A 19,696-nucleotide genomic window follows, 5' to 3' on the forward strand; every position below is an offset into this window, starting at 1 on the left:
ATCCGTTCGGAATTCGTTCGTGCGTCCGGACCGGAAGCGGGTGTCCCGCCGGTCTCAGATCCGCTCCGGTACAGGATTGCCCGCCGCCTCCACCGCGCGCCGCACCGGCACTCGCGCGAGCAACAGGAACCCCAGTGCGAAGAAGGCCACGAGCGAGATGATCGCGTCCCGGTAGCTCCCCGTCACCTGGTACGTGAGGCCGAAGACGAGGGGTCCCACCCAGCTCAGGCCGCGGTCGCTCATCTCGTACGCCGAGAAGTACTCGGCCTCCTTGCCCGCGGGCACCAGGTGCGAGAAGAGCGAGCGCGACAGCGCCTGGCTGCCGCCCAGCACCAGCCCGATCATGGCGGCGAGCACGAAGAACCACACCGTCGTCCGGGCCGGCAGGAAGTAGCCGACGGCGAGCGTCACGGCCCACGCGGCCAGCGAGCCCAGGATCGTCCGCTTGGCGCCGTACGTCCGGGCCAGCCGGCCCATGCCCAGGGCTCCGCCCACCGCCAGGACCTGCACCAGCAGCACGGCCCCGATGAGGGTGCCCTGCTCCAGCTCCAGCTCCTCGGAGCCGTAGATCGAGGCCTGGGAGATCACCGTCTGCACGCCGTCGTTGTAGATCAGGTACGCCAGCAGGAACGACAGGGTCAGCGGGTAGCGCCGCATGTCCTTGAAGGTCGCGACCAGCTGCCGCCAGCCGCTCACGGCCGGCGCCGCCCCCGGTTCCCGGACCACGGCCCGGTCCCGCAGCCGGCGCAGCGGGACGAGCGCGAAGGCCCCCCACCACAGACCCGCGGAGGCCAGGCAGATCCGCACGGCCATGCCCTCGGAGACGCCGAAGGCGTCGTGGCCCAGGTAGAGGGCCAGGTTCATGACGAGCATCAGGGAGCCGGCGGTGTAGCCGAACGCCCAGCCGCGCGAGGACACGGTGTCCCGCTCGTCCGGAGTGGAGATCTGCGGGAGGTAGGCGTTGTAGAGCACCATCGACACCGACAGCGAGGCGTTCGCCAGGACCAGCAGGAAGCCGCCCAGCAGGTACCGCTCGCCGCCCAGGAAGAACATCGCGGTCGTCGCCGCGGCCCCGGTGTACGCGGCGACCGCCAGCAGCGGCTTCTTGCGGCCGGTCCGGTCCGCGATCGCGCCGGCGATCGGCATCAGCAGCACCGCCAGGATCACCGAGGCGGAGACCGAGTAGGCGAAGAAGGAACCGGCCCGCACGGGTATCCCCAGCGGGTGCACGAAGCCCTCGGCGTCCGCGGCGGCCTTCGCCACCGAGGTCAGGTACGGACCGAGGAACACCGTCAGCACGCTCGCCGAGTACACCGACACGGCGAAGTCGTAGAAGTACCAGCCGCGCTGCTCGCGCTTGCGCTCGTCGGCCGAGGCCACCGGGGCAGCCGGGGCGGCGGGGGTCTTCTCGGCCGGGGCCGATCTGCCGCCCTCCGCCCCCGGTTCCGCTTCGTTGGTCCGGCTGCTGTTGTCCGCGCTCACTCGTCGTCCCCCCTGGTGGTCCCGTACCGCGTCGGCCGCCGCGTCCGCCGCGACGGCCGGGAGCGGGTCAGGCCCAGGCGCCGCGCCGGTCCAGCACCGTGCGCAACAAGTCGATGTGGTCGGTCATGATGCCATCGACACCCAGGTCGAGGAGAGCCTCCATGCGTTCCGGTTCGTTCACGGTCCACACGTGGACCTGCAGGCCCCGCTCGTGCGCGGTCCGGACGAAGCGCCGGTCGACCACCCGGATGCCCGCCTGGGTCTCCGGCACCTGGGCCGCCACCGCGCCGACGCGCAGCGCCGCCGGGATCGCGTAGGAGCGCAGCCGCAGCCCGACGACCCCGCGCACGCCGTACGAGGTCGCCAGCCGCGGGCCGGCGATCTTCTGGGCGCGGGCCACCCGGCTCTCCGAGAAGGAGCCCACGCACACCCGGTCCCAGATCCCGGCCCGCGCGATCAGGTTGACCAGCGGGTGCAGCGCCGACTCGGCCTTGACGTCGATGTTCCAGCGGGCGTCCGGGAACTCCTCCAACAGCTCCTCGAAGAGCGGCAGGGGCTCCGTGCCGCCCACCCGCGCTTCGCGGACCCGCTTCCACGGCAGCTCGGCGATCCGGCCCCGGCCGTCGGTGACCCGGTCCAGCGTGGAGTCGTGGAAGGCGACGAGCTTGCCGTCGGCCGTGGCGTGCACATCGGTCTCGAAGTACCGGTAGCCCGCCTCTGCGGCCCGGCGGAAGGCCGCGGAGGTGTTCTCCAGCCCGTCGGCGGCACCTCCCCGGTGCGCGAACGGGATCGGAGCGGGGTGGTCCAGATACGGATGGCGAAGGCGTACGTGCGTCACGGCGGCAGTATCCCCCGCCCCGGCGAGAGGCGGTGGTACGCGAGGTGAACGGGATGCGGGTGGGCCGCGTACGGCCCTGGTGCAAGTGGACTGACCCGTGGCACGCTGTGCCCCTCAGGGCAATCCAATCCAGGCTTCTGTCGAGGCCAATCGGACGAAAGTGGACCGACGACATGGCCGAATGGACCTCAGCGGTCGGTGCCGCGCAGCTCGCCCGCCTGATCACCTCGCAGCAGGAGCGGACCGCCGTACCGGGCGCCCGCAGGCCGCCCGCCTACCGCACCCTCGCCGACGGGGTCCGGCGGCTCGTCCTCGAAGGCCGCGTCCCGGTCGCCGCCCGGCTGCCCGCCGAGCGGGAACTCGCCGTCGCCCTCTCCCTCAGCCGTACCACGGTCGCCGCCGCGTACGAGGCCCTGCGCGGGGAGGGCTTCCTGGAATCCCGCCGGGGTGCCGGCAGCTGGACCGCCGTCCCCGCCGGCAACCCGCTGCCCGCCCGGGGCCTGGAGCCGCTGCCGCCCGAGTCCCTCGGCTCGATGATCGACCTCGGCTGCGCCGCCCTGCCCGCGCCCGAACCGTGGCTGACCAGGGCCGTGCAGGGCGCCCTGGAGGAACTGCCGCCGTACGCGCACACGCACGGCGACTACCCGGCGGGCCTCCCGGCGCTGCGCCGGATGCTCGCCGACCGCTACACCGAGCAGGGCATCCCCACCATGCCCGAGCAGATCATGGTGACCACGGGGGCGATGGGCGCCATCGACGCCATCTGCAGCCTGTTCGCCGGGCGCGGCGAACGGATCGCCGTCGAATCCCCCTCCTACGCCAACATCCTCCAGCTGATGCGCGCCGCCGGGGTGCGGCTCGTACCCGTGGCCATGGCCGACGGGCTGGCCGGCTGGGACATGGACGTCTGGCGCCAGGTCCTGCGGGACTCCGCCCCGCGCCTCGCCTACGTCGTCGCCGACTTCCACAACCCCACCGGAGCCCTCGCCTCCGAGGACCAGCGCCGCGCGATGGTCGAGGCGGCCCGCTCCGCGGGCACCGTCCTCGTCGCCGACGAGACCATGCTCGAACTCCAGCTGGACCCGGACCTGGAGATGCCCCGCCCGGTCTGCTCCTTCGACCCGGCCGGCAGCACGGTGATCACCGTGGGATCCGCCAGCAAGGCCTTCTGGGCGGGCATGCGCATCGGCTGGGTCCGGGCGGCGCCCGACGTGATCCGCAGCCTGGTCGCGGCCCGCGCCTACGCCGACCTGGGCACCCCGGTGCTCGAACAGCTGGCGGTGAACTGGCTGATGCGGACCGGCGGCTGGCAGGAGGCGGTGGAGATCCGCAGGCAGCAGGCCCGCGAGAACCGCGACGCGCTGGTCGCGGCGGTCCGGCGGGAACTCCCGGACTGGGACTTCGAGGTGCCCGCGGGCGGCCTGACGCTGTGGGCCCGCGCGGGCGGTCTCTCCGGCTCCCGCCTGGCCGAGGTGGGCGAGCGGGTCGGCGTACGGGTCCCCTCGGGGCCGAGGTTCGGCGTCGACGGGGCCTTCGAGGGCTACGTCCGACTGCCCTTCACGGTGGGCGGCCCGGTGGCCGAGGAGGCCGCCACCCGGCTGGCGGCGGCGGCCCGCCTGGTCGGCAGGGGCGCGGGCGACAGCACGGGCGAACCGCCCCGCACCTTCGTGGCGTAACGCGGCTGCCGAAGGGCCCGCGCCGCGGCACCACGACCTCAGGACGGCTCCGGCGCCTCGGCGGCCTTGACCAGGGCCGCCTCGGCCGCGGGCGCGGACGCGGCGGGGACCGCCGCCCCCGCCTGCCGCTCCGGCAGGAGTTCCAGCACCGCCTGCCGGTGCCCCGCGGGCGTCGCCTCGTCGTACGGGTCAGGTGTGGCCGGCACCTGGAGCCGGTGCACGGCACCGGTCCCGAGCCGCGCGTACCCCCGCCCGGGCGGCACCTGGCCCGGGGGCGTGGTGTGCGGCGGCAGCCCCAGCACGTCGGTGATCTGCTGGATCCCGGCGGGCCCGAGCACGATCCGTGCCCGCGTGTGCTGCCACACCGCGTCGTGCAGTACCTCCAGGTGGTCGAACTGCTCGGCGACGGCCACCGTGACGTGCGCGGGCCGCCCGTGCCGCAGCGGTACCTGCAGGTGGTTCATCGGGTCGGGCCCGCCCTCGGTGACCGCGAGGTGCGCGAGCACGCTCGGCTGGTCCAGCAGGATCCACAGCGGACGCCGGGTGTCCTCAGGCGCGGGGCGGCCGGCCTCGCGGGCCCGGTGGGTGGCGATGAGCCGCCGTTCGGTCTCCTGCGCGGCCCACTCCAGGGTGGCGACCGCGCCGACCGGCCCGCACTCCACGGCGAGGACGCCGGCCCGGCCGGTCAGGCAGGCGTACTCGCTGCTGCCGCCGCCGTCGACGACCAGTACGTCGGCGCCGTGCCGCAGCGCCTGCAGGGCGAGGGAGCGGAGCAGGGTGGAGGTGCCGCTGCCGGGCTGGCCCACGGCGAGCAGGTGCGGTTCGGTGGAGCGGGGTCCGGTGCGCCAGATGACCGGCGGGACGTCACGCGGCTGCTCGCCCTCCAGCACGGGCAGGGTGCGCTGCACGCTCGCGGAGTCGGTGAAGCCGAGCACGCTCTCGCCGGGGGAGGTGACGAACGGCTGGGCGGCGATGCCCGTCGGCAGCGCCGCCAGCACGCTCAGGTCGAGCTGGTTGCCCTCTTCGTCCCAGTCGAAGAGGTACTCCCGGCCGCGTCCGGACTTGGCGTGGAGCAGTGCCTCGATCCGGGCGCGCGAGGCGGCCTCGCCGTCGGTGAAGTAGGCCGGGTAGCGGATGTGGAGCCGGGTGAGCCGGCCCGCCCCGTCGAACTCGTAGCCGCTGAAGGCCTTGTCCCACTCGCCGCCGTGGGCGAAGAGCGGACTGGGGTCCTCGGGGATGGAGAAGTACGGCACGAGGGCTTCGTAGAGGGAGCCGAGCCGTTCGGCCTCGGCATCGCTGGGGCCGGTCTTCACCGGGGTGCGGTCGCGTCCCCGCCAGGCCGCCGCCGCCATGAGGGTGATCAGGGCGAGGAGCGGGCCGTAGGGGACGAGGGCGACCACGAGGACGCAGGCCGCGCCCAGGAACAGGGCGGGACCGCGCTTGTCCTTGGGCGTCTCGGACCATGTGCGTCGCCCGGCCGCGGCCAGGATGCGCAGGCCGCGTCCGATGACGAGGAGCGGATGGAGGACGTCCGTGGCACTGTCGGCGGCCGTGCGAGCGAAGTCGCGGCCCCGGGCCAGCGACGTGGTGCCGCTGCTGAGGATGCGGGGGAGTGGGCGCCGGGCCACGGGCGTCTCCTGGAGTTGTGGTGAGCGGTGTTCCGGGTGGGGCTGGTGTTCCTGCTCGGCGGGGGCTAGAGCTTGATCCCGCCGAGCAGGCTGGCAAGGCTCGCGGTGCTCGCCGTGATGCTGGGGGCGATGGCGGAGCCGGCGAGGAAGAAGCCGAAGAGCGAGCAGACGAACGCGTGCGTCAGCTTCATCCCGTCCTTCTTGAAGAACAGGAAGGCGATGATGCCGAGCAGGACCACGCCTGAGATGGACAGGACCATGAGAGGTTCTCCTGAGTGGTGGGGACAGTCACCATCAGTTGTTCCAGGCTCACAGGAAGTATCAATGCGAAAAAAGGTGCATACGGGTGAATCTGGGAGTTTTTCACTTGACCGGCTCAGCCCGGCTGGCGCGGCCGCCCCACCCGGGTCCGCGGTGGTCCCCGCCTCGGCCCGACCCGGACATGCCCAGGCCAGGGCGCTACTCTGGCGCTTCACCCGTACGGACGCAGCGCCGTGCGCACCCCTGCCCCGCACGGCCTGGGGAAGCTTCATGCCAGCAGCGAGTGAAAGGCGGTACGCACGATGAGCGAGCACCCCGAGGGCACCTCCCCGGACGGCCCCGACGAGGACGTCATCGAACTGGCGACCAAGATCTTCGACCTCGCCCGGCAGGGTGAGAGCGCCCGGCTCGCCGCGTACCTCGACGCCGGGGTCCCGGCGAACCTCACCAACGACCGCGGCGACACCCTCGTCATGCTCGCGGCCTACCACGGCCACGCCGACGCCGTGACGGCCCTGCTGGCCCGCGGCGCCGAGGCCGACCGCGCCAACGACCGCGGCCAGACCCCGCTCGCCGGCGCGGTCTTCAAGGGGGAGGAGGCGGTGATCCGCGCGCTGCTCGCCGGAGGGGCCGACCCGAACGCCGGAACGCCCTCCGCCGTGGACACGGCGCGCATGTTCGCCAAGGCCGACCTGCTGGAACTCTTCGGAGCCGAGTAATCCGCTTTTTGCCCGGCCAGGACCCGGTACAGACCTCACAGGTTGATCACGGCGGACGTAAATGTGGTCGCGGCGCACAAACCGGCTGGGTCATCATGGCGTCGGATTCGATTCGCGAGCACGGGGGACGGGCAGAGGGCCAGGACACGAAGGGTGTCCCGGCCCCGGTCCGGCCAACCCTGGTCACGAACCACCGACGAGAGTGAGAAGGCAATGGTCTACATCGAGCGGAACAAGACGGCGGACGTCCTCACATGCTGTTACGCGGCCCTGTGAATCCCGATTCCCGGTTGCGTCCCCAGCTTGATTTGAGGCCATTCCCATGTTCGAACCAGTCATAGCGCCGAGCGGTACCCTGCTCGGCCTCCTCCAGCGGGGCCGTGGCGACGGCACGCTGCACGCACTCGCGGCGCCCAGGGCGGAGGCCCTCGCGGCCCTCAACCGGTGCGTGCTCCGTGATCCGCGCCAGGACTGGCAGGTCGAGAACCGCTCGCTGTACTACGCCCGGCTCTACCTCGACCTCGACGGTCCCCTCGGCGAGATCGACAGCCACCTCTTCAGCGCCGACGACCTCGTCGACGACACCGACCACCGCACGGGCCTCGCCCTGTCCGTCCTGGGCCACCTGGCCTCGTACGGCCGCGACGACGCGCTCATGCTGCTGCGCCGCTACGCCGCCTCCGGGGCGAACTGGGCCTGGGCCCTCGACGAGCTCGCCCTGCGCGACGACGACGAGGGGCTGCGGTCACTGGCCGCCCCCGTCCTCGCCCGCTTCCCCGCCACCGCGGAGGGCGAGGCGCGGCTGGCCGCCGCCGTCCGCGACGCCTACGAGCCCCGGCCGTGGTGCCTGTGGGAGGAGTCCCCGCTGTACGCGGAGCGCCTGGGCGCCGCCCGACGGCAGGGCTCCTTCGACCGCTGGCAGCGCCAGCTGACCCCGAGCGGGCCCCGGCCCGGCTGGGGCGTCCAGGCCGTTTTCGACTGGGCCGCCGACGGGCTGCGCCGCGGCACCCCGCTGCACGTCCCGGCCGCCCGCTGCCTCGCCGCAGTGGCCCAGCCCGAGGACCGCTCCGCCATCCTCGCGGCCGCCGCCGGCGCCGACGGCGAGGCCGCCCGGGCCACCGCCCTGCACCACCTGGTCCTCGCCGAACCGGGCAACCCGGCCGTGCTGGACCTCATCGAAGCCGCCGCCGACGAGCCGGCCGTGGCCGCCTACGAGCGCATGTGCGGCCCCGAGGCAGTCGAACGCGCCCGGCGCTGGGTCCACCGGCCCGACGCCCTGGGCGAGGCCGCCGCGGCCGTCCTGGCCGCCCGGGGCGGAGCCGAGGACGCACCCCTGGTCCTCAGCGCCCTGCGCTCCACCGTCCGCGGCGCGGGCCCCGACACGCAGCGCCTGTTCGCCCTGGTCGACGGAGCGGGCCGGCTCGCCATCGGCTGCGCGGCCCCCGTACTGCGCCACGTCTACCGCGAGACCTCCTCGTCCCACCTGCGCGGCCGGGCCGCGCGGGCCCTCGCCAGCACCGACCCCTCCTTCGCGGCGGGCTTCGCGGTCGAATGCCTCTGGGACTGCGAGGAGACCACCCGCGAGGTCGCCGCCCGCCACGCCGAGACGGCCGACGCGCGCGTCGCCCCCCGCCTGCGCCGCCTGGCGGCGGACCCGGCGGAGGAGGAGGACGTGCAGTCCGCCGTCCGCAGCCGCATCGCCCCGGAGTCGGCCGTGTAGCGCCCCGGCCCGTACCCCGACGCGCCTCGGCCCGGCTCCCTGAGATGAGGGGGCCGGGCCGAGTGCTGTGACGGCGTACCGCCGCGGAGCCCGGTCAGGGCGACATGGTGGCCGGCACCCCCGGGGGCGGAGTCGGGGGCCCCAACCGCTGCGCCTCCTTGACGGCCTCCGTGTAGTCGTCCGAGCAGTACGGGACGTATTCGTTCGGCAGGACTCCGAAGGCGACTCCCTGCCTCGCCTCCCACAGCGGGTTGAAGTACGTCCAGGTGAACACGAGCGTGTGTCCTGGAGGGACCGCCTTCGGGTTGACCTTGAGGGTGCGCCCGTCATCGCCGCGCGACAGTCCGGCCGCGGGATCGTCCTGCGGGCCGCGGGCCCAGCCCTTGACCGCACGGCACTCGCGTTCCGGCAGCAGCTGCGGGACCGCGAAGGCCCGGACTCCCAGTTCCTTCAGCCGGTCGGCCAGAGCCGGGAGCTGCGCCTGCCGGGGCGGATCGAACCGCAGCGACCCGTCCGGGTCCTTCGTGATCCTCGGCGCGTCCGTGCCCGATGGGTTCGGCGTGCCGGCGGGCAGCGAGCCGGTGTGGGTGCTGCCCGTCACGGTCATGACGGCGATCACGGCGGCCGTGGCGACGCCCACCGCGAGCGGGATGCCGTACCGCCGGGCGACGGACCTGGTGGGAACCGCAGGGGCAGACTCGGGAAGGCGGGCCAGGAGGGCCGCCTTCAGGCGGTCCTCGAAGCCGTGGGGCCTGCTGCTCATCGGGCTACCTCCAGCCGGGACTCGCTCACGGGGCCCGAGGCGCGCAGGGCGCGCCGGGCACGGTGCAGGCGGACGCGGACCGTCGCCCGGGTGACGCCGAGGGCCTGCGCGGCCTCGGCCGGGGTGAGCTGGTCGAGCACGACCAGGTCGAGCGCGGCACGCAGCGGCTCGGACAGGGCCGCGTGGCGCTCGGCCAGCTTCCTGAAGGCCCGCTGGGCGTCGATGCGCTCCTCCAGCGCGGCCACGTCCTCGTCCTCCAGCAGCCGGCGCCCGCTCAGGCGCGCCAGCGCTCCGCTCTCGCGCGCCTTCCCGCGGGCGTGACCGGCCAGGACGTTCCGGGCGATGCCGAACAGCCAGGCGACCGGGGCTCCCCTGTGACCCCGGTACGTGCCGGCCGAACCCATCGCCGCGAGGAAGATGTCCGCCGTCAGGTCGGCCGCCAGGTGCGGATCGGCGACCCGGCGGGTGACGAAGCCGAGGACGGCGTCGACGTGGTCCTCGTAGAACGTCCCGAATCCCTCGGACGTCGTGAGATCCGGCGGCCCGGTCTCGTGTCGTGGGCTGCGCACCCGGTTCCTCCCCTGCGTCGGGGACCGGTCGGCCCCCTCACTCCGTACTTGGCCGCAGCCCCCGGAAGCGTTTCACCGGGCCCGTACGAACCTGACGGGAGTCCCCGGACGGGCCTGGGCCGCCGCGTCGAGCGCCGGACCCGGCGGGACCACGCCGACCACCGGGTAGCCCCCGGTCACCGGATGATCGGCCAGGAACACCACGGGCAGGCCGTCCGGGGGCACCTGGACCGCGCCGAGCACCACGCCCTCGCTCGGCAGCTCCCCGGCGCGGGCGCGGACCAGCGCGGGCCCGCCCTCCGTACGCAGCCCGATCCTGTTGGACCCGGGCGAGACCCGGAACGCCGAGCGCCACAGCCCGGCCAGCGACGCCCCCGTGAACCAGTCCGCCCGCGGCCCCGGCCGCAGCGGGAGCAGCAGTTCCGCCGGCGCCGCGGGCAGCCCGTACGCGTCCGCCCCGGGCACCGGGTCCGGGCCGGGCGGACCCACCGGCAGCGTCATCCCGGCCGACAGGACCGGCGGCCCGAGGCCCGACAGCAGGTCCGTGGAGCGACTGCCCAGGACCGGCGGGACGGCCAGGCCTCCCCGCACCGCGACGTAGCTGCGCAGTCCCGACTCCGCCCGGCCCACCTCCAGCTCCGCCCCGGCCGGGAGCCGGACCGGCGCCCCCCACGCCACCGGGCGACCGGAGATCCGTACCGGGCAGGGCGCGCCTGTGACCGCCACGACCGTCGGAGCCGCGGCGCGCAGCGACATCCCGTCCAGGGTCGTCTCCAGGACGGCGGTGCCCGGAGGGTTGCCGAGCAGGCGGTTCGCCAGCGCGTACGCAGCCGTGTCCAGCGCTCCCGAGTGCGGGACCCCCAGGTGCGCGTGCCCGGGACGGCCCCCGTCCTGGACCGTGGTCAGCGCACCCGGCCGCACCACCAGCAGCTCAGTCACGTCCGGCCTCCGTGAACTGCACCCGGACGCCGGGGGCGAACAGTGCCGCCGGCTCGCGGGCCGGGTCCCAGAGCACCGCGCCGGTGGAGCCGATCAGCTGCCAGCCGCCGGGGGAGGAACGCGGGTAGACCCCCGCGTACTCGCCCGCCAGCGCCAGCGAGCCCGCGGGCACGGCCGTGCGCGGCGTGTCCCGGCGCGGTACCCGCAGGCGCTGCGGCAGGCCCGTCAGATAACCGAAGCCCGGCGCGAACCCGCAGAACGCCACCCGGAACTCGGTGGCGCCCACGATGCCCGGCACCCCCGCGGGGTCCACCCCCCACAGCCGGGCCACCTCCGCCAGGTCCGGCCCGTCGTAGCGCACCGGGACGGTGACCAGGGGCCCCTCGGCGGCCGCGAGCGGCGGTACCTCCCAGCGGGCGATCCGGGCCCCGAGCGCGGCCGGATCCCGTACGCCGTCCAGCAGGACGGTCCGCGCCGCGGGCACCAGGTCCCGTACGGGCCCCAGCTCGCCCGCGTCGCGGCGGCGCAGCAGCTCGGCGTGGAGCGCGGCGACCTCGTCCGCCGAGTCCAGCTCGATCAGCAGCGCCTGCGAGCCCACCACCAGCGTCCTCATGTGAAGGCCTCCACCCGCACCCCGGCGGCACCCAGCGCCTCCCGGACCCGCAGAGCGAGCCCCGCCGCCCCCGGGGTGTCCCCGTGCAGGCACAGCGAGCGCGCCGCCACCGGCACGGCGGAGCCGTCGGCGGCCGTCACCGTGCCCCCGGCCGCCATCCCCACGGCCCGCGCCACCACCGCATCCGGGTCGTGCACGACCGCTCCCGGCTCGCCGCGCGGCACCAGCGTCCCGGCCGGGGTGTAGGCACGGTCGGCGAACGCCTCCGGTACGGCGGCCAGCCCGGCCTCCTCGGCGGCGGCGAGCAGGAGCGAGCCGGGCAGCCCCAGCACGGGCAGGCCGCCGGTCGCCCCGGCGCCCGCCGCCATCCGGACGCCCGCGACGACGGCGGCGGCCTGGCCGGCGTCGTGCACGGTCCGGTTGTAGAGCGCGCCGTGCGGTTTCACGTAGGACACCCGGGAGCCGGCCGCCCGGGCGAAGACCTCCAACGCGCCGATCTGGTAGGCCACCTCGTCGGCGAGCTCGCCGGGCGGCACGTCCATGGAGCGCCGGCCGAAGCCCGCCAGGTCGCGGTAGGAGACCTGCGCGCCGATCCGTACGCCCCGCTCGGCGGCCAGGGCGCAGACCCGGCGCATGATGGACGGGTCCCCGGCGTGGAAGCCGCAGGCGACGTTGGCGCTCGTGACGACGGAGAGCAGGGCCTCGTCCTCGGTGAGCGTCCAGCGCCCGAATCCCTCGCCGAGATCGGCGTTGAGGTCGATCACCGGAGTGGATGCGATCATGGAAGGCATGCGCTGAGCGTAGAGCAGGCGGCGGGAGCGGATGCCGGGTCGGATGCCGGGGCCGACGGGGGACCGGATGCCGGGGCGGACGGGGGACCGGATGCCGGGGCTGGCGCGGGGACGATCCGGCCGAACCATGCCGTTTGGGATGTTGTCCGTGTCAGCGCCTAGTCTTTGTCCGTGACTCTCCCAGCCCCGGCGAAGACCCTTCCCTCCCCGGCGCCGGGCCCGGCCGCCGACGAGGGCCTGGCCCGGCGGCTGCGCGCCCTCGCCTGCACCGCCCCGCTGCACGACCTCGACGTGCGCAAGGCCAATCTGGCGGGCGAGTACGGGATCTACGCCATGGCGGAGGTCGCGCTCGCCGCGATCGACCTCGTCACGCTCAACATGGACTTCGACACGGGCGCCGACCACGAGCAGATAGTGGCCAGGCTCCTGCCGCGCGTCGCGGCCCAGGCCCCCGCCCGCCCGGCCGCCGAGCACGAGCGGGTGGCCCGCTGGGTGCTGGAGAACCTGATCAACGTCGGCAGCGTGGACCGCGGCTTCCGCGCGATCTACGGCACCTTCGGCCCGGACGGCGTCTACGTGCGCCGCGACTACGACTTCAAGCTGATCGAAGAGGTCCCCTACGGCGGCGCGGTCTACCTGCGCACCACCGACGAGGCCGTCAACGTCCTGGTCGGCGCGCTCGACACCGACGTCACCAGCGCCCAGATCGCCGCCGAGGTCAAGCTGGAGGTGCTGATCAGCCGCGGGCGGCTGGCGGACGCCCAGCTGGCCGCCGAACAGGCCCGCTACCGAACCGTGCAGTACGCGGAGACCCTGCGCCGCACCCTGGACGCGACCCGGCGCAACGTCCGGGCGGTGGACTGGCTCCAGGCCGTGCCCGACATGATCGCCGAAGCCCTCGAACACGTCGCCGACCGCTACCGCCACGAGAACGCGATCCTGACCAACATCCGCAAGGCCCGCGACGAGGCCGAGGAGCCGGAGAACAAGCGCCGCGCCGCCGAGCTCGTCGACATCGTCAAGGACTGCATCCGCCGCCACACCCAGCTGCAGTCCCGGCTGCTCGACGCCGGCCCGCTCTTCCGCGCCGAGCAGGACCGCCAGGCCTTCGCCGCACCCGCACCGCGCACCGGCATCGACCTGTACGGCCAGCTCGTCGCCCCGCTCCTGCCGCTGCCGGTGGAGCAGGCGCGCCGGGTGACCGACGCGTTCTTCGCCGCCGGAGCGGGGCTGCGCACGCCCGTCTCGGTACGGGTCGCCGACCTCGTCGAGATCCTGCTCACCCCGCCGGTGGAGCGCGAGCACCTCGGCGCGGAGATGCCGGAGCCGGACCTGATCGCCACCCCCGACGACAGCCGCTTCAGCGAGGAGCAGCTCGCCGCCGCGATGAGCCTCCTGGACCTGCCGCACGACGCCCCGCGCCGGCTGTCGGGGCTGCTCGCGGAGGCCCGCCGCAGCGACGCCGACCTTCCGTACCTGGTGGCCCTGCTGGCCGTGCACGCCGCCAGCCCGGCCGTGGGCACCGCGTACCGCCAGGGCGAGGAGCGGCTGCTCTTCGCCGTGGACGACGGCACGCAGCTCGACGACCCGGAGTTCGGTGGCGCCGACCTCATCGTCGGCACCGCACTCCTCGACGCCGCCGGCATGGCCGCCGACCGCGCGGAGGCCTCGTGACCCGCCGTCCCCTCCCCCCGGCCGGACGTGTGACGGCCACGGCCGCACCGCATCCGGCCCCGGCGACGCCTCATTCGGTTCCGCCGGCGTGTGAGGCGCGGGGCCCGGGGCGGAGCCCCGGAAACCCCGGCTCCGCCGGGCATCCGGCCGCGCCCGGCTCCCGGGCCGGCCGCCACCGCGCCGCGCAGCCGGACCGCACGCCCGCGCCGCCGGACCGCACGGCCACGCAGCTGAACCGCACGCCCGCGCAGCCGCACCGCACGCCCCGTACACCACGTACAGCCCGTACGCCCCGTACACCCACCGCCGAGGAGACGCACCCGTGAGCGACCACCACGCCGAGCACCCCGCGTGGAGCGAGCCCGACATGCCGCCGGCTCCTGTCGCGCCCGCCACCGCAGGGGCCGTGACACCGGCGGACGCCGCCGACGCGGCCCGGCTCGTCGCCTTCGGGCTCCAGCCCAAGCTCGCGCCCGCCCGCGACGCCGAATACGCCGAACTGCTGCGCCGCTACCGCGAGGAGCCCGCCTTCGGGCGGCTCGCCGACGCCGTCGCGACCGGCCTCGGCCTCGTGGTCCTGGAAGTCTCCCCGCGCGCCGGCATGGCCGTGGCCGCCGACGAGGACTCGGTCTTCGCCGTCCGGATGGGCGACTACGCCCGCCGCACCGCCGCGGACTCCGCCGACCGGTTCCTGCACGGCCTCGCCCATCTCGCCGTCGCCGCCCTGGCCTTCCCGCGCCCCGAGGACCTCGCCGACGACGGCTACATCGGCCGCGTCACCGTCAACGGCGTCGACGCCTTCGTCCGGCAGACCTGCCGCCGTCTGGAGGAGCGCGCTGAGGAACTCGGCGAGAACACCGACCCGGCGTCCGACGCCCCCGGCCTGGAGGCCGCCTGGCGCGTCTACGCCCGCCGCAGCGCGACCGGCGCCACCAAGGACGCCCGCCGCCTCGCCGGTTCCACCACCGGCATCGTCGGCAAGGCCGCAGCCTTCCTCACCGAGTCCGGATTCCTGCAGCGCACCGGCGACGAGGCAGGCGGCACCTACCGCACCACCCCCCGCTACCAGCTCCAGGTCCGCGACATGGCGGGCAGCGCGGCCATGGCCGAGCCCTGGAACTCGGCGTGGTCCCCGTCAGCGACGGCTCCGCCACCCTCCTGCCGCCGCCCGAGGGCGACGACCTGGAGCTGGCCGCCGACGCCGGGCTGCCCTTCCACGCCTGAGTCCTGATCCCCGTAGACCCCGCCGCACCCAGACACCACGAGAGTCCGCCGCCATGTACGAGCTGTCCCGGATCCGCCTCTACTCCATCGGGCCCGCCGGCGCGCGCTACGCCGACACCGTGCTCGACCTGCGCGGAGTCGGCGAGCCGGTGCCCCACCCGGCGCCGACGCAGGCGGAGTTCTTCGAGGAGGAGCCGACCGGACCGCCGCGCCGCCCCGCGCCCGCCGGCGTGCTCTTCCTGGAGAACGGCGGCGGCAAGTCCGTCCTCCTCAAGCTGATCTTCTCGGTGATGCTCCCCGGCCACCGCAACACCCTCGGCGGCGCCAGCTCCGGCGTGCTGCGCAAGTTCCTGCTCGCCGACGACTGCGGCCACGTGGCCCTGGAGTGGCAGCACACGCAGACCGGCGAGTGCGTGGTCGTCGGCAAGGTCAGCGAGTGGCGCGGCCGCCAGGTCTCCAACGACCCCCGCAAGTTCGCCGAGGCCTGGTACTCCTTCCGCCCCGGCCCCGGTCTGAGCCTCGACAGCCTGCCCGTCGCCGAGTCCACCGCCGTGCGCCCGCCCGTCGAGGGCGCCTCCGGTGCCCAGGGCCGCCGCCGCACGATGAAGGGCTTCCGCGACGCCCTCACCGACGCGGGCAAGGCGTACCCGCACCTGGAGGTGTACTTCGAGGAGATCCACGACCGCTGGAACGAGCACCTCACCGAGCTGGGCCTCGACCCCGAACTCTTCCGCTACCAGCGCGAGATGAACGCCGACGAGGGCGAGGCGGCCGGACTCTTCGCCGTCAAGAAGGACTCCGACTTCACCGACCTGCTGCTGCGCGCCGTCACCGACACCCGCGACACGGACGGCCTCGCCGACCTCGTCCACGGCTTCGGCAACAAGCTGGGCCGCCGCGCCGAGCTGATGGCCGAACGCGACTTCACCGCCGGCTCGGTGGACCTCCTCACCAGGATCGTCGAAGCCGCCGCGACCCGCTCCCGGCTGCGCGACGTGCACGCGGGCGCCGAACGCCGTACGCGCACCCTCGCCCGGCGGCTGTCCGCCCGCGCCGCCGAGGAACGCGGCCGGGCCGCCGACCTCGCCCAGCGCGTCACCGCCGCCGCCCACGACGTCACCGCCGCCGAGTCCGCCCGCGCCCGCAGCGCGGCCGTCTCCGCCGAACTCGCCTACCGCCACGCCTCCTTGGCCCTGACCGTCGCCGACAGGGCCGCCGCCGCCCAGCGCCGCGAACTCCTCGAAGCACGCACCCTGCACTCCGCCTGGCAGGCCGCCGAGACCGTACTGCGCCACCGGGCCGCCGCCGACCGCTCCGCCCGCGTCGCCGCCGCGATCCTGGAGGCCGAGCGCGACGCCGCCCCGGCCCTGGCCGCCCGCGCCACGGCCGCGGGCGAGCTCGTACGGGCCCTGCACACCGCCGCCGAGGACGGCGAGCGGCTCGCCAACGAGGAGGAGGAGCGTTCCGCGGCCCTCCAGGCCACCGGCGAGGACTCCCACCGCGACGCCACCGCCGCGGCCACCGCCGCCCAGCGGGCCCGCAGCGAGGCCGAACACCTCAGGGCCAGGCTCAGCGAGGTCCAGCAGGAGACCGCCGAGGCCGTCCGCGCGGGCTGGCTCGACGACTCCGCCCCCGACGCCGACCCGGCCCGCGCCGCCCTCGCGGCCGCCGACGCCGAGAAGGCCGCCGTGGCCGCCTGGGACGAGTCCCGCGAGGCCGCCCGCGCCGCGACCGAATCCGCCCGCGAGGCCGCCGCCGCGGAATCCCGCGCCGAACTGACCGCCGCCCGTGCCGCGGACGCCGCCGAGGCCGCCGAGGCCGCCCACGACGCCGAGCACCGGGCCGCCGCGTCGCTCGCCGCCGCCCCGCGCCTCGCCGAACTCCTCGGGCTCCCCTCGGCCGTCGACCCCGCCGACGTGTCCCTCCCCTCGCCCCGCACCGGCGACGGCCCAGGGGGCGCGTCCGCCACCGGCGGATCGCAGGGCGAAGCACAGGGCGCCGCCCGCGCCGCGGTGGCCACCGCCGTCGGCCTGCTCACCGCCCAGGACCTCGACCGCAACGCCGACGAGCTGGCGCAGCTGCTCACGGACGGCGTCGCCTCCGCCGAACGCCAGCTGTTCGACCTGCGCACCGCCGCCGCCGACGACTCCCGCATCCTCGGCGCGCTCGGCGACGGCGGACTGCTTCCGCCCGGCCCGGACGTCCTCGCCACCGTCGAGTACCTCGGCGAACACGGCATCCCCGCACTCCCCGGCTGGCGCTACCTGGCCCAGGCCGTGGACCCCGCCGACCACGCCGCCGTCCTCGCGGCCCGCCCCGAGCTCGTCGACGGCGTCGTCATCACCGACCCCGACACGCACAGCCGGGCCCGTGCGGTGCTCTCCGGCGCCGCCCTGCTGCCCCGCTCCACCGTCGCCGTGGGCACGGCCGCCGCCCTGCTCGCGCCGGTCCCCCCGGCCGGGCCCGGAGGCGAGGACACCGCCGTCTTCCTCGTGCCGCCGAACCCGGCCATGCACGACGAGCACGCCGCCGACGAGGAGCGCCAGGCGCTGCGCACCCGCGCCGCCGCCCGCGACACCGAGATCCGCGACCTCGCCGCCCGCCTGGCCGGCGACCGCGAACTCGCCGCCCGGCTCGCCTCCTGGCGCACCGGCTGCCCGCCCGGCCGCCTCACCGAACTCGCGGAGGCCGCGGCCGCCGCCCGGATGTTCGCCGAGGAGACCGACGCCGAGCTCGCGGAGGCCCGTACCGTGCGCGCCGAGGCCGACGAGGCCGCCGCCGACGCGGCCCGCGTCCGCGACGAACGCCAGGACACCGCCCAGCGCGCCCGCCGCGCCGCCGACGCCCTCGCGGGCCTCGCCTTTCGCCTGCGCGAGCGCGCCGGCTGGCAGGCCCGCGTCCGGGAACTCGCCGACGAGGCCGCCGAGTCCGAGGCCCGCGCCGAGGTCTGCCTCGACCGGGCCCGCGCCGCCGACGAGGACCGCCGCGCCGCCCAGCGCGCCGCCGACGACGCCCGCCGCACCGCCCGCGCCCTGCGCGCCGAACGCGCGGAGATCGCCGGCGCCCCCGACCAACTGCCCGACGGCGACGGCCCGCGCGCGCCGCTCCCCGACCTCCGCGAGGCCTACCGCGCCGCCTCCCGGCTGTACGAGAAGGTCGGCGTCGGCGCCGACCTGCGGGCCGAACAGGCCCGCGCCGAGAGCGACGAGAGCGCCGCACTCGCCGAACTCGACCGCCTCACCAACAAGGTCCGCACCCGTGCCGCCCAGCTCCTGGAGGGCACCGACGGCGCCGACGGCCCGTCCCGCCAGGCCGCGGCCGCCCGCGCCGAGTCCCTCGTACAGATGCTGGAGACCCGCGCCTCGGCCGCCAGCGAGCAGCTCGGCCGGCTGCGCGGCGAGGCCGAACGGCACGCCCCCGCCGAGGGCGAGGCGCACACCGACCTGCCCGAGGAGCTGGTCCCCGGGGACGTCGACCAGGCGCAGGCCCTGCTGCGGACGGCCACGGCCCAGCTCGCCGCCCACACCGCCGCCGTGGAGGGCGCCCGCGCCGCACACGCGGACCTGCTGCGCGCCCACCGCACCGCCGAGGACGGCGCCGGCGGCTTCGACGAGACCGCGGCGCTCCTGCGGGACCTGCTGCGCGACCACACCCACCAGGACGACGAGCAGGAGCCGGTGGCGCACCCCGGCACGCTGGAGGAGGCACGGCAGTCGGCCACCGAGGCCCGCCGTTCCCTGCGCGGCTGCTCCGCCGACCTGTCGGCCGCGGAGTCCGCGGTGCGCGAGGCGAGCGACATCCTGGTCCGGCACGCCAACGCCACCCGCTACGAGCAGGTACGCACGCCCGCGCGCCAGCAGATCCGGGAACTGCCCGCCTCGGCGCTGCCCGAGCACGCCGCGGCCTGGGCGGCGGCCTTCGCCCCCCGGCTGCGGGTCCTCACCGACGAGCTGGCGCAGCTGGAACGCAACCGGGACAGCATCGTCGACCGGCTGCGCGGTCTGGTCGAATCAGCTCTGGCCACGCTCCGGTCGGCGCAGCGGCTCTCGCAGCTCCCCGAAGGCCTCGGCGAATGGTCGGGTCAGGAGTTCCTGCGGATCCGCTTCGAGGAGCCCGACCAGGCCACCCTCACGGAGCGGCTCGGCGAGGTCATCGACGAGGCCACGCGCGCGGCCGTGAAGAAGAACGGCGGCGCTGCCTTCGGCGAGGGCCGCCGCGACGGCATGTCCCTGCTGCTGCGGGGCGTCCAGGCGGCCCTGGAGCCCAAGGGCATCTCCGTGGAGATCCTCAAGCCGGACGCGGTGCTGCGCGCCGAGCGGGTGCCGGTGGGGCAGATGGGCGACGTGTTCTCCGGCGGGCAGCTGCTGACCGCCGCGATCGCGCTGTACTGCACGATGGCGGCGCTGCGGAGCAACGACCGGGGCCGCGACAGGCACCGGCACGCGGGCACGCTGTTCCTCGACAACCCGATCGGCCGCGCGAACGCCACCTACCTGCTGGAGCTCCAGCGGGCCGTGTCCGACGCGCTCGGTGTCCAGCTGCTCTACACCACCGGACTCTTCGACACGACCGCCCTCGCCGAGTTCCCGCTGGTGATCCGCCTGCGCAACGACGCGGACCTGCGGGCGGGCCTGAAGTACATCAGCGTCGAGGAGCACCTGCGCCCGGGCCTGCCGCAGCAGTCGCCGGAGGGGGAGACCATCCACGGCGAGATCACGGCCACCCGGATGTTCCGCCGCAGCGCCGCGCCGACCGCCTGACGGGCCGCGGAAGGCCCCCGCGCCCGGCCGGCGCGGGAG

Annotated in this window: 14 protein-coding genes and 1 pseudogene; 6 read left to right on the forward strand and 9 right to left on the reverse strand. The window is 75.4% G+C overall.

The annotated features are described in order from the left end of the window. Nucleotides 1-54: 54 nt before the first annotated feature. Nucleotides 55-1,380: an MFS transporter gene (locus AC2RP6_RS31700; RefSeq protein WP_486450521.1), complete on the reverse strand. Its 1,326-nt coding sequence runs from the start codon at nt 1,378-1,380 to the stop codon at nt 55-57. Nucleotides 1,381-1,549: 169 nt separating this feature from the next. Next, nucleotides 1,550-2,320, reverse strand: coding sequence for a glycerophosphodiester phosphodiesterase family protein (locus AC2RP6_RS31705; RefSeq protein ID WP_486449273.1), 771 nt, complete (start codon nt 2,318-2,320; stop codon nt 1,550-1,552). A 173-nt stretch (nt 2,321-2,493) separates the two neighbouring features. On the opposite strand from AC2RP6_RS31705, the gene AC2RP6_RS31710 reads away from it, so the two are divergent. Next, on the forward strand, nt 2,494-3,996 hold the full coding sequence (locus AC2RP6_RS31710) for an SCO1417 family PLP biosynthesis transcription factor (RefSeq protein WP_486449274.1): 1,503 nt from the start codon (nt 2,494-2,496) through the stop codon (nt 3,994-3,996). A gap of 38 nt (nt 3,997-4,034) precedes the next feature. On the opposite strand, the gene AC2RP6_RS31715 is transcribed toward AC2RP6_RS31710, so the two are convergent. Both AC2RP6_RS31715 and AC2RP6_RS31720 read right to left on the reverse strand, forming a co-directional pair. Next, on the reverse strand, nt 4,035-5,624 hold the full coding sequence (locus tag AC2RP6_RS31715) for a hypothetical protein (protein WP_486449275.1): 1,590 nt from the start codon (nt 5,622-5,624) through the stop codon (nt 4,035-4,037). Between the two features lie 65 nt (nt 5,625-5,689). Next, complete coding sequence (locus tag AC2RP6_RS31720) at nt 5,690-5,884, reverse strand: hypothetical protein (protein WP_136210723.1); 195 nt, start codon at nt 5,882-5,884, stop codon at nt 5,690-5,692. 303 nt (nt 5,885-6,187) lie between these two features. On the opposite strand from AC2RP6_RS31720, the gene AC2RP6_RS31725 reads away from it, so the two are divergent. Together AC2RP6_RS31725 and AC2RP6_RS31730 are read left to right on the forward strand one after the other, a co-directional pair. Next, nucleotides 6,188-6,604, forward strand: coding sequence for an ankyrin repeat domain-containing protein (locus tag AC2RP6_RS31725; protein ID WP_486449276.1), 417 nt, complete (start codon nt 6,188-6,190; stop codon nt 6,602-6,604). Between the two features lie 322 nt (nt 6,605-6,926). Beyond that, nucleotides 6,927-8,324 carry a HEAT repeat domain-containing protein gene (locus tag AC2RP6_RS31730; protein ID WP_486449277.1) on the forward strand — a complete coding sequence of 466 codons (1,398 nt, stop codon included), beginning with the start codon at nt 6,927-6,929 and terminating at the stop codon, nt 8,322-8,324. Nucleotides 8,325-8,418: 94 nt separating this feature from the next. Here AC2RP6_RS31730 and AC2RP6_RS31735 read toward each other — a convergent pair whose 3' ends face one another. The 5 genes from AC2RP6_RS31735 to AC2RP6_RS31755 form a co-directional block, all read right to left on the reverse strand. Next, entirely contained in the window at nt 8,419-9,087 is a 669-nt protein-coding gene (locus tag AC2RP6_RS31735; RefSeq protein ID WP_486449278.1) for a hypothetical protein, read from the reverse strand. Next, nucleotides 9,084-9,656: an RNA polymerase sigma factor gene (locus tag AC2RP6_RS31740; RefSeq protein WP_486449279.1), complete on the reverse strand. Its 573-nt coding sequence runs from the start codon at nt 9,654-9,656 to the stop codon at nt 9,084-9,086. The genes AC2RP6_RS31735 and AC2RP6_RS31740 overlap by 4 nt, the downstream gene beginning before the upstream one ends. Nucleotides 9,657-9,728: 72 nt before the next feature. Beyond that, entirely contained in the window at nt 9,729-10,595 is an 867-nt protein-coding gene (locus tag AC2RP6_RS31745; RefSeq protein ID WP_486449280.1) for a 5-oxoprolinase subunit C family protein, read from the reverse strand. Next, a complete protein-coding gene (locus tag AC2RP6_RS31750; RefSeq protein WP_486449281.1) occupies nt 10,588-11,208 on the reverse strand; it encodes a 5-oxoprolinase subunit B family protein in 621 nt (206 codons plus the stop codon). The genes AC2RP6_RS31745 and AC2RP6_RS31750 overlap by 8 nt, the downstream gene beginning before the upstream one ends. After that, complete coding sequence (locus tag AC2RP6_RS31755; RefSeq protein ID WP_486449282.1) at nt 11,205-11,999, reverse strand: LamB/YcsF family protein; 795 nt, start codon at nt 11,997-11,999, stop codon at nt 11,205-11,207. The genes AC2RP6_RS31750 and AC2RP6_RS31755 overlap by 4 nt, the downstream gene beginning before the upstream one ends. 171 nt (nt 12,000-12,170) lie before the next feature. On the opposite strand from AC2RP6_RS31755, the gene AC2RP6_RS31760 reads away from it, so the two are divergent. The 3 genes and pseudogenes from AC2RP6_RS31760 (at nt 12,171) to AC2RP6_RS31770 (ending at nt 19,657) form a co-directional block, all read left to right on the forward strand. Beyond that, nucleotides 12,171-13,673: a hypothetical protein gene (locus tag AC2RP6_RS31760; RefSeq protein WP_486449283.1), complete on the forward strand. Its 1,503-nt coding sequence runs from the start codon at nt 12,171-12,173 to the stop codon at nt 13,671-13,673. A gap of 322 nt (nt 13,674-13,995) precedes the next feature. Next, nucleotides 13,996-14,897 (forward strand): annotated as a pseudogene (locus AC2RP6_RS31765) (hypothetical protein). 53 nt (nt 14,898-14,950) lie between these two features. Next, on the forward strand, nt 14,951-19,657 hold the full coding sequence (locus AC2RP6_RS31770; RefSeq protein WP_486449284.1) for a hypothetical protein: 4,707 nt from the start codon (nt 14,951-14,953) through the stop codon (nt 19,655-19,657). Nucleotides 19,658-19,696 lie beyond the last annotated feature (39 nt).

The sequence above is a fragment of the Streptomyces sp. WAC03905 genome (assembly GCF_057371075.1).

Excerpts from the sequence above, each read along its gene's own strand:
- AC2RP6_RS31710 (WP_486449274.1), top strand. The coding sequence starts at position 2,494 with ATGGCCGAATGGACCTCAGCGGTCGGTGCCGCGCAGCTCGCCCGCCTG.
- AC2RP6_RS31720 (WP_136210723.1), bottom strand. The coding sequence starts at position 5,884 with ATGGTCCTGTCCATCTCAGGCGTGGTCCTGCTCGGCATCATCGCCTTC.
- AC2RP6_RS31725 (WP_486449276.1), top strand. The coding sequence starts at position 6,188 with ATGAGCGAGCACCCCGAGGGCACCTCCCCGGACGGCCCCGACGAGGAC.
- AC2RP6_RS31730 (WP_486449277.1), top strand. The coding sequence starts at position 6,927 with ATGTTCGAACCAGTCATAGCGCCGAGCGGTACCCTGCTCGGCCTCCTC.
- AC2RP6_RS31735 (WP_486449278.1), bottom strand. The coding sequence starts at position 9,087 with ATGAGCAGCAGGCCCCACGGCTTCGAGGACCGCCTGAAGGCGGCCCTC.
- AC2RP6_RS31750 (WP_486449281.1), bottom strand. The coding sequence starts at position 11,208 with ATGAGGACGCTGGTGGTGGGCTCGCAGGCGCTGCTGATCGAGCTGGAC.
- AC2RP6_RS31755 (WP_486449282.1), bottom strand. The coding sequence starts at position 11,999 with ATGCCTTCCATGATCGCATCCACTCCGGTGATCGACCTCAACGCCGAT.
- AC2RP6_RS31770 (WP_486449284.1), top strand. The coding sequence starts at position 14,951 with ATGTACGAGCTGTCCCGGATCCGCCTCTACTCCATCGGGCCCGCCGGC.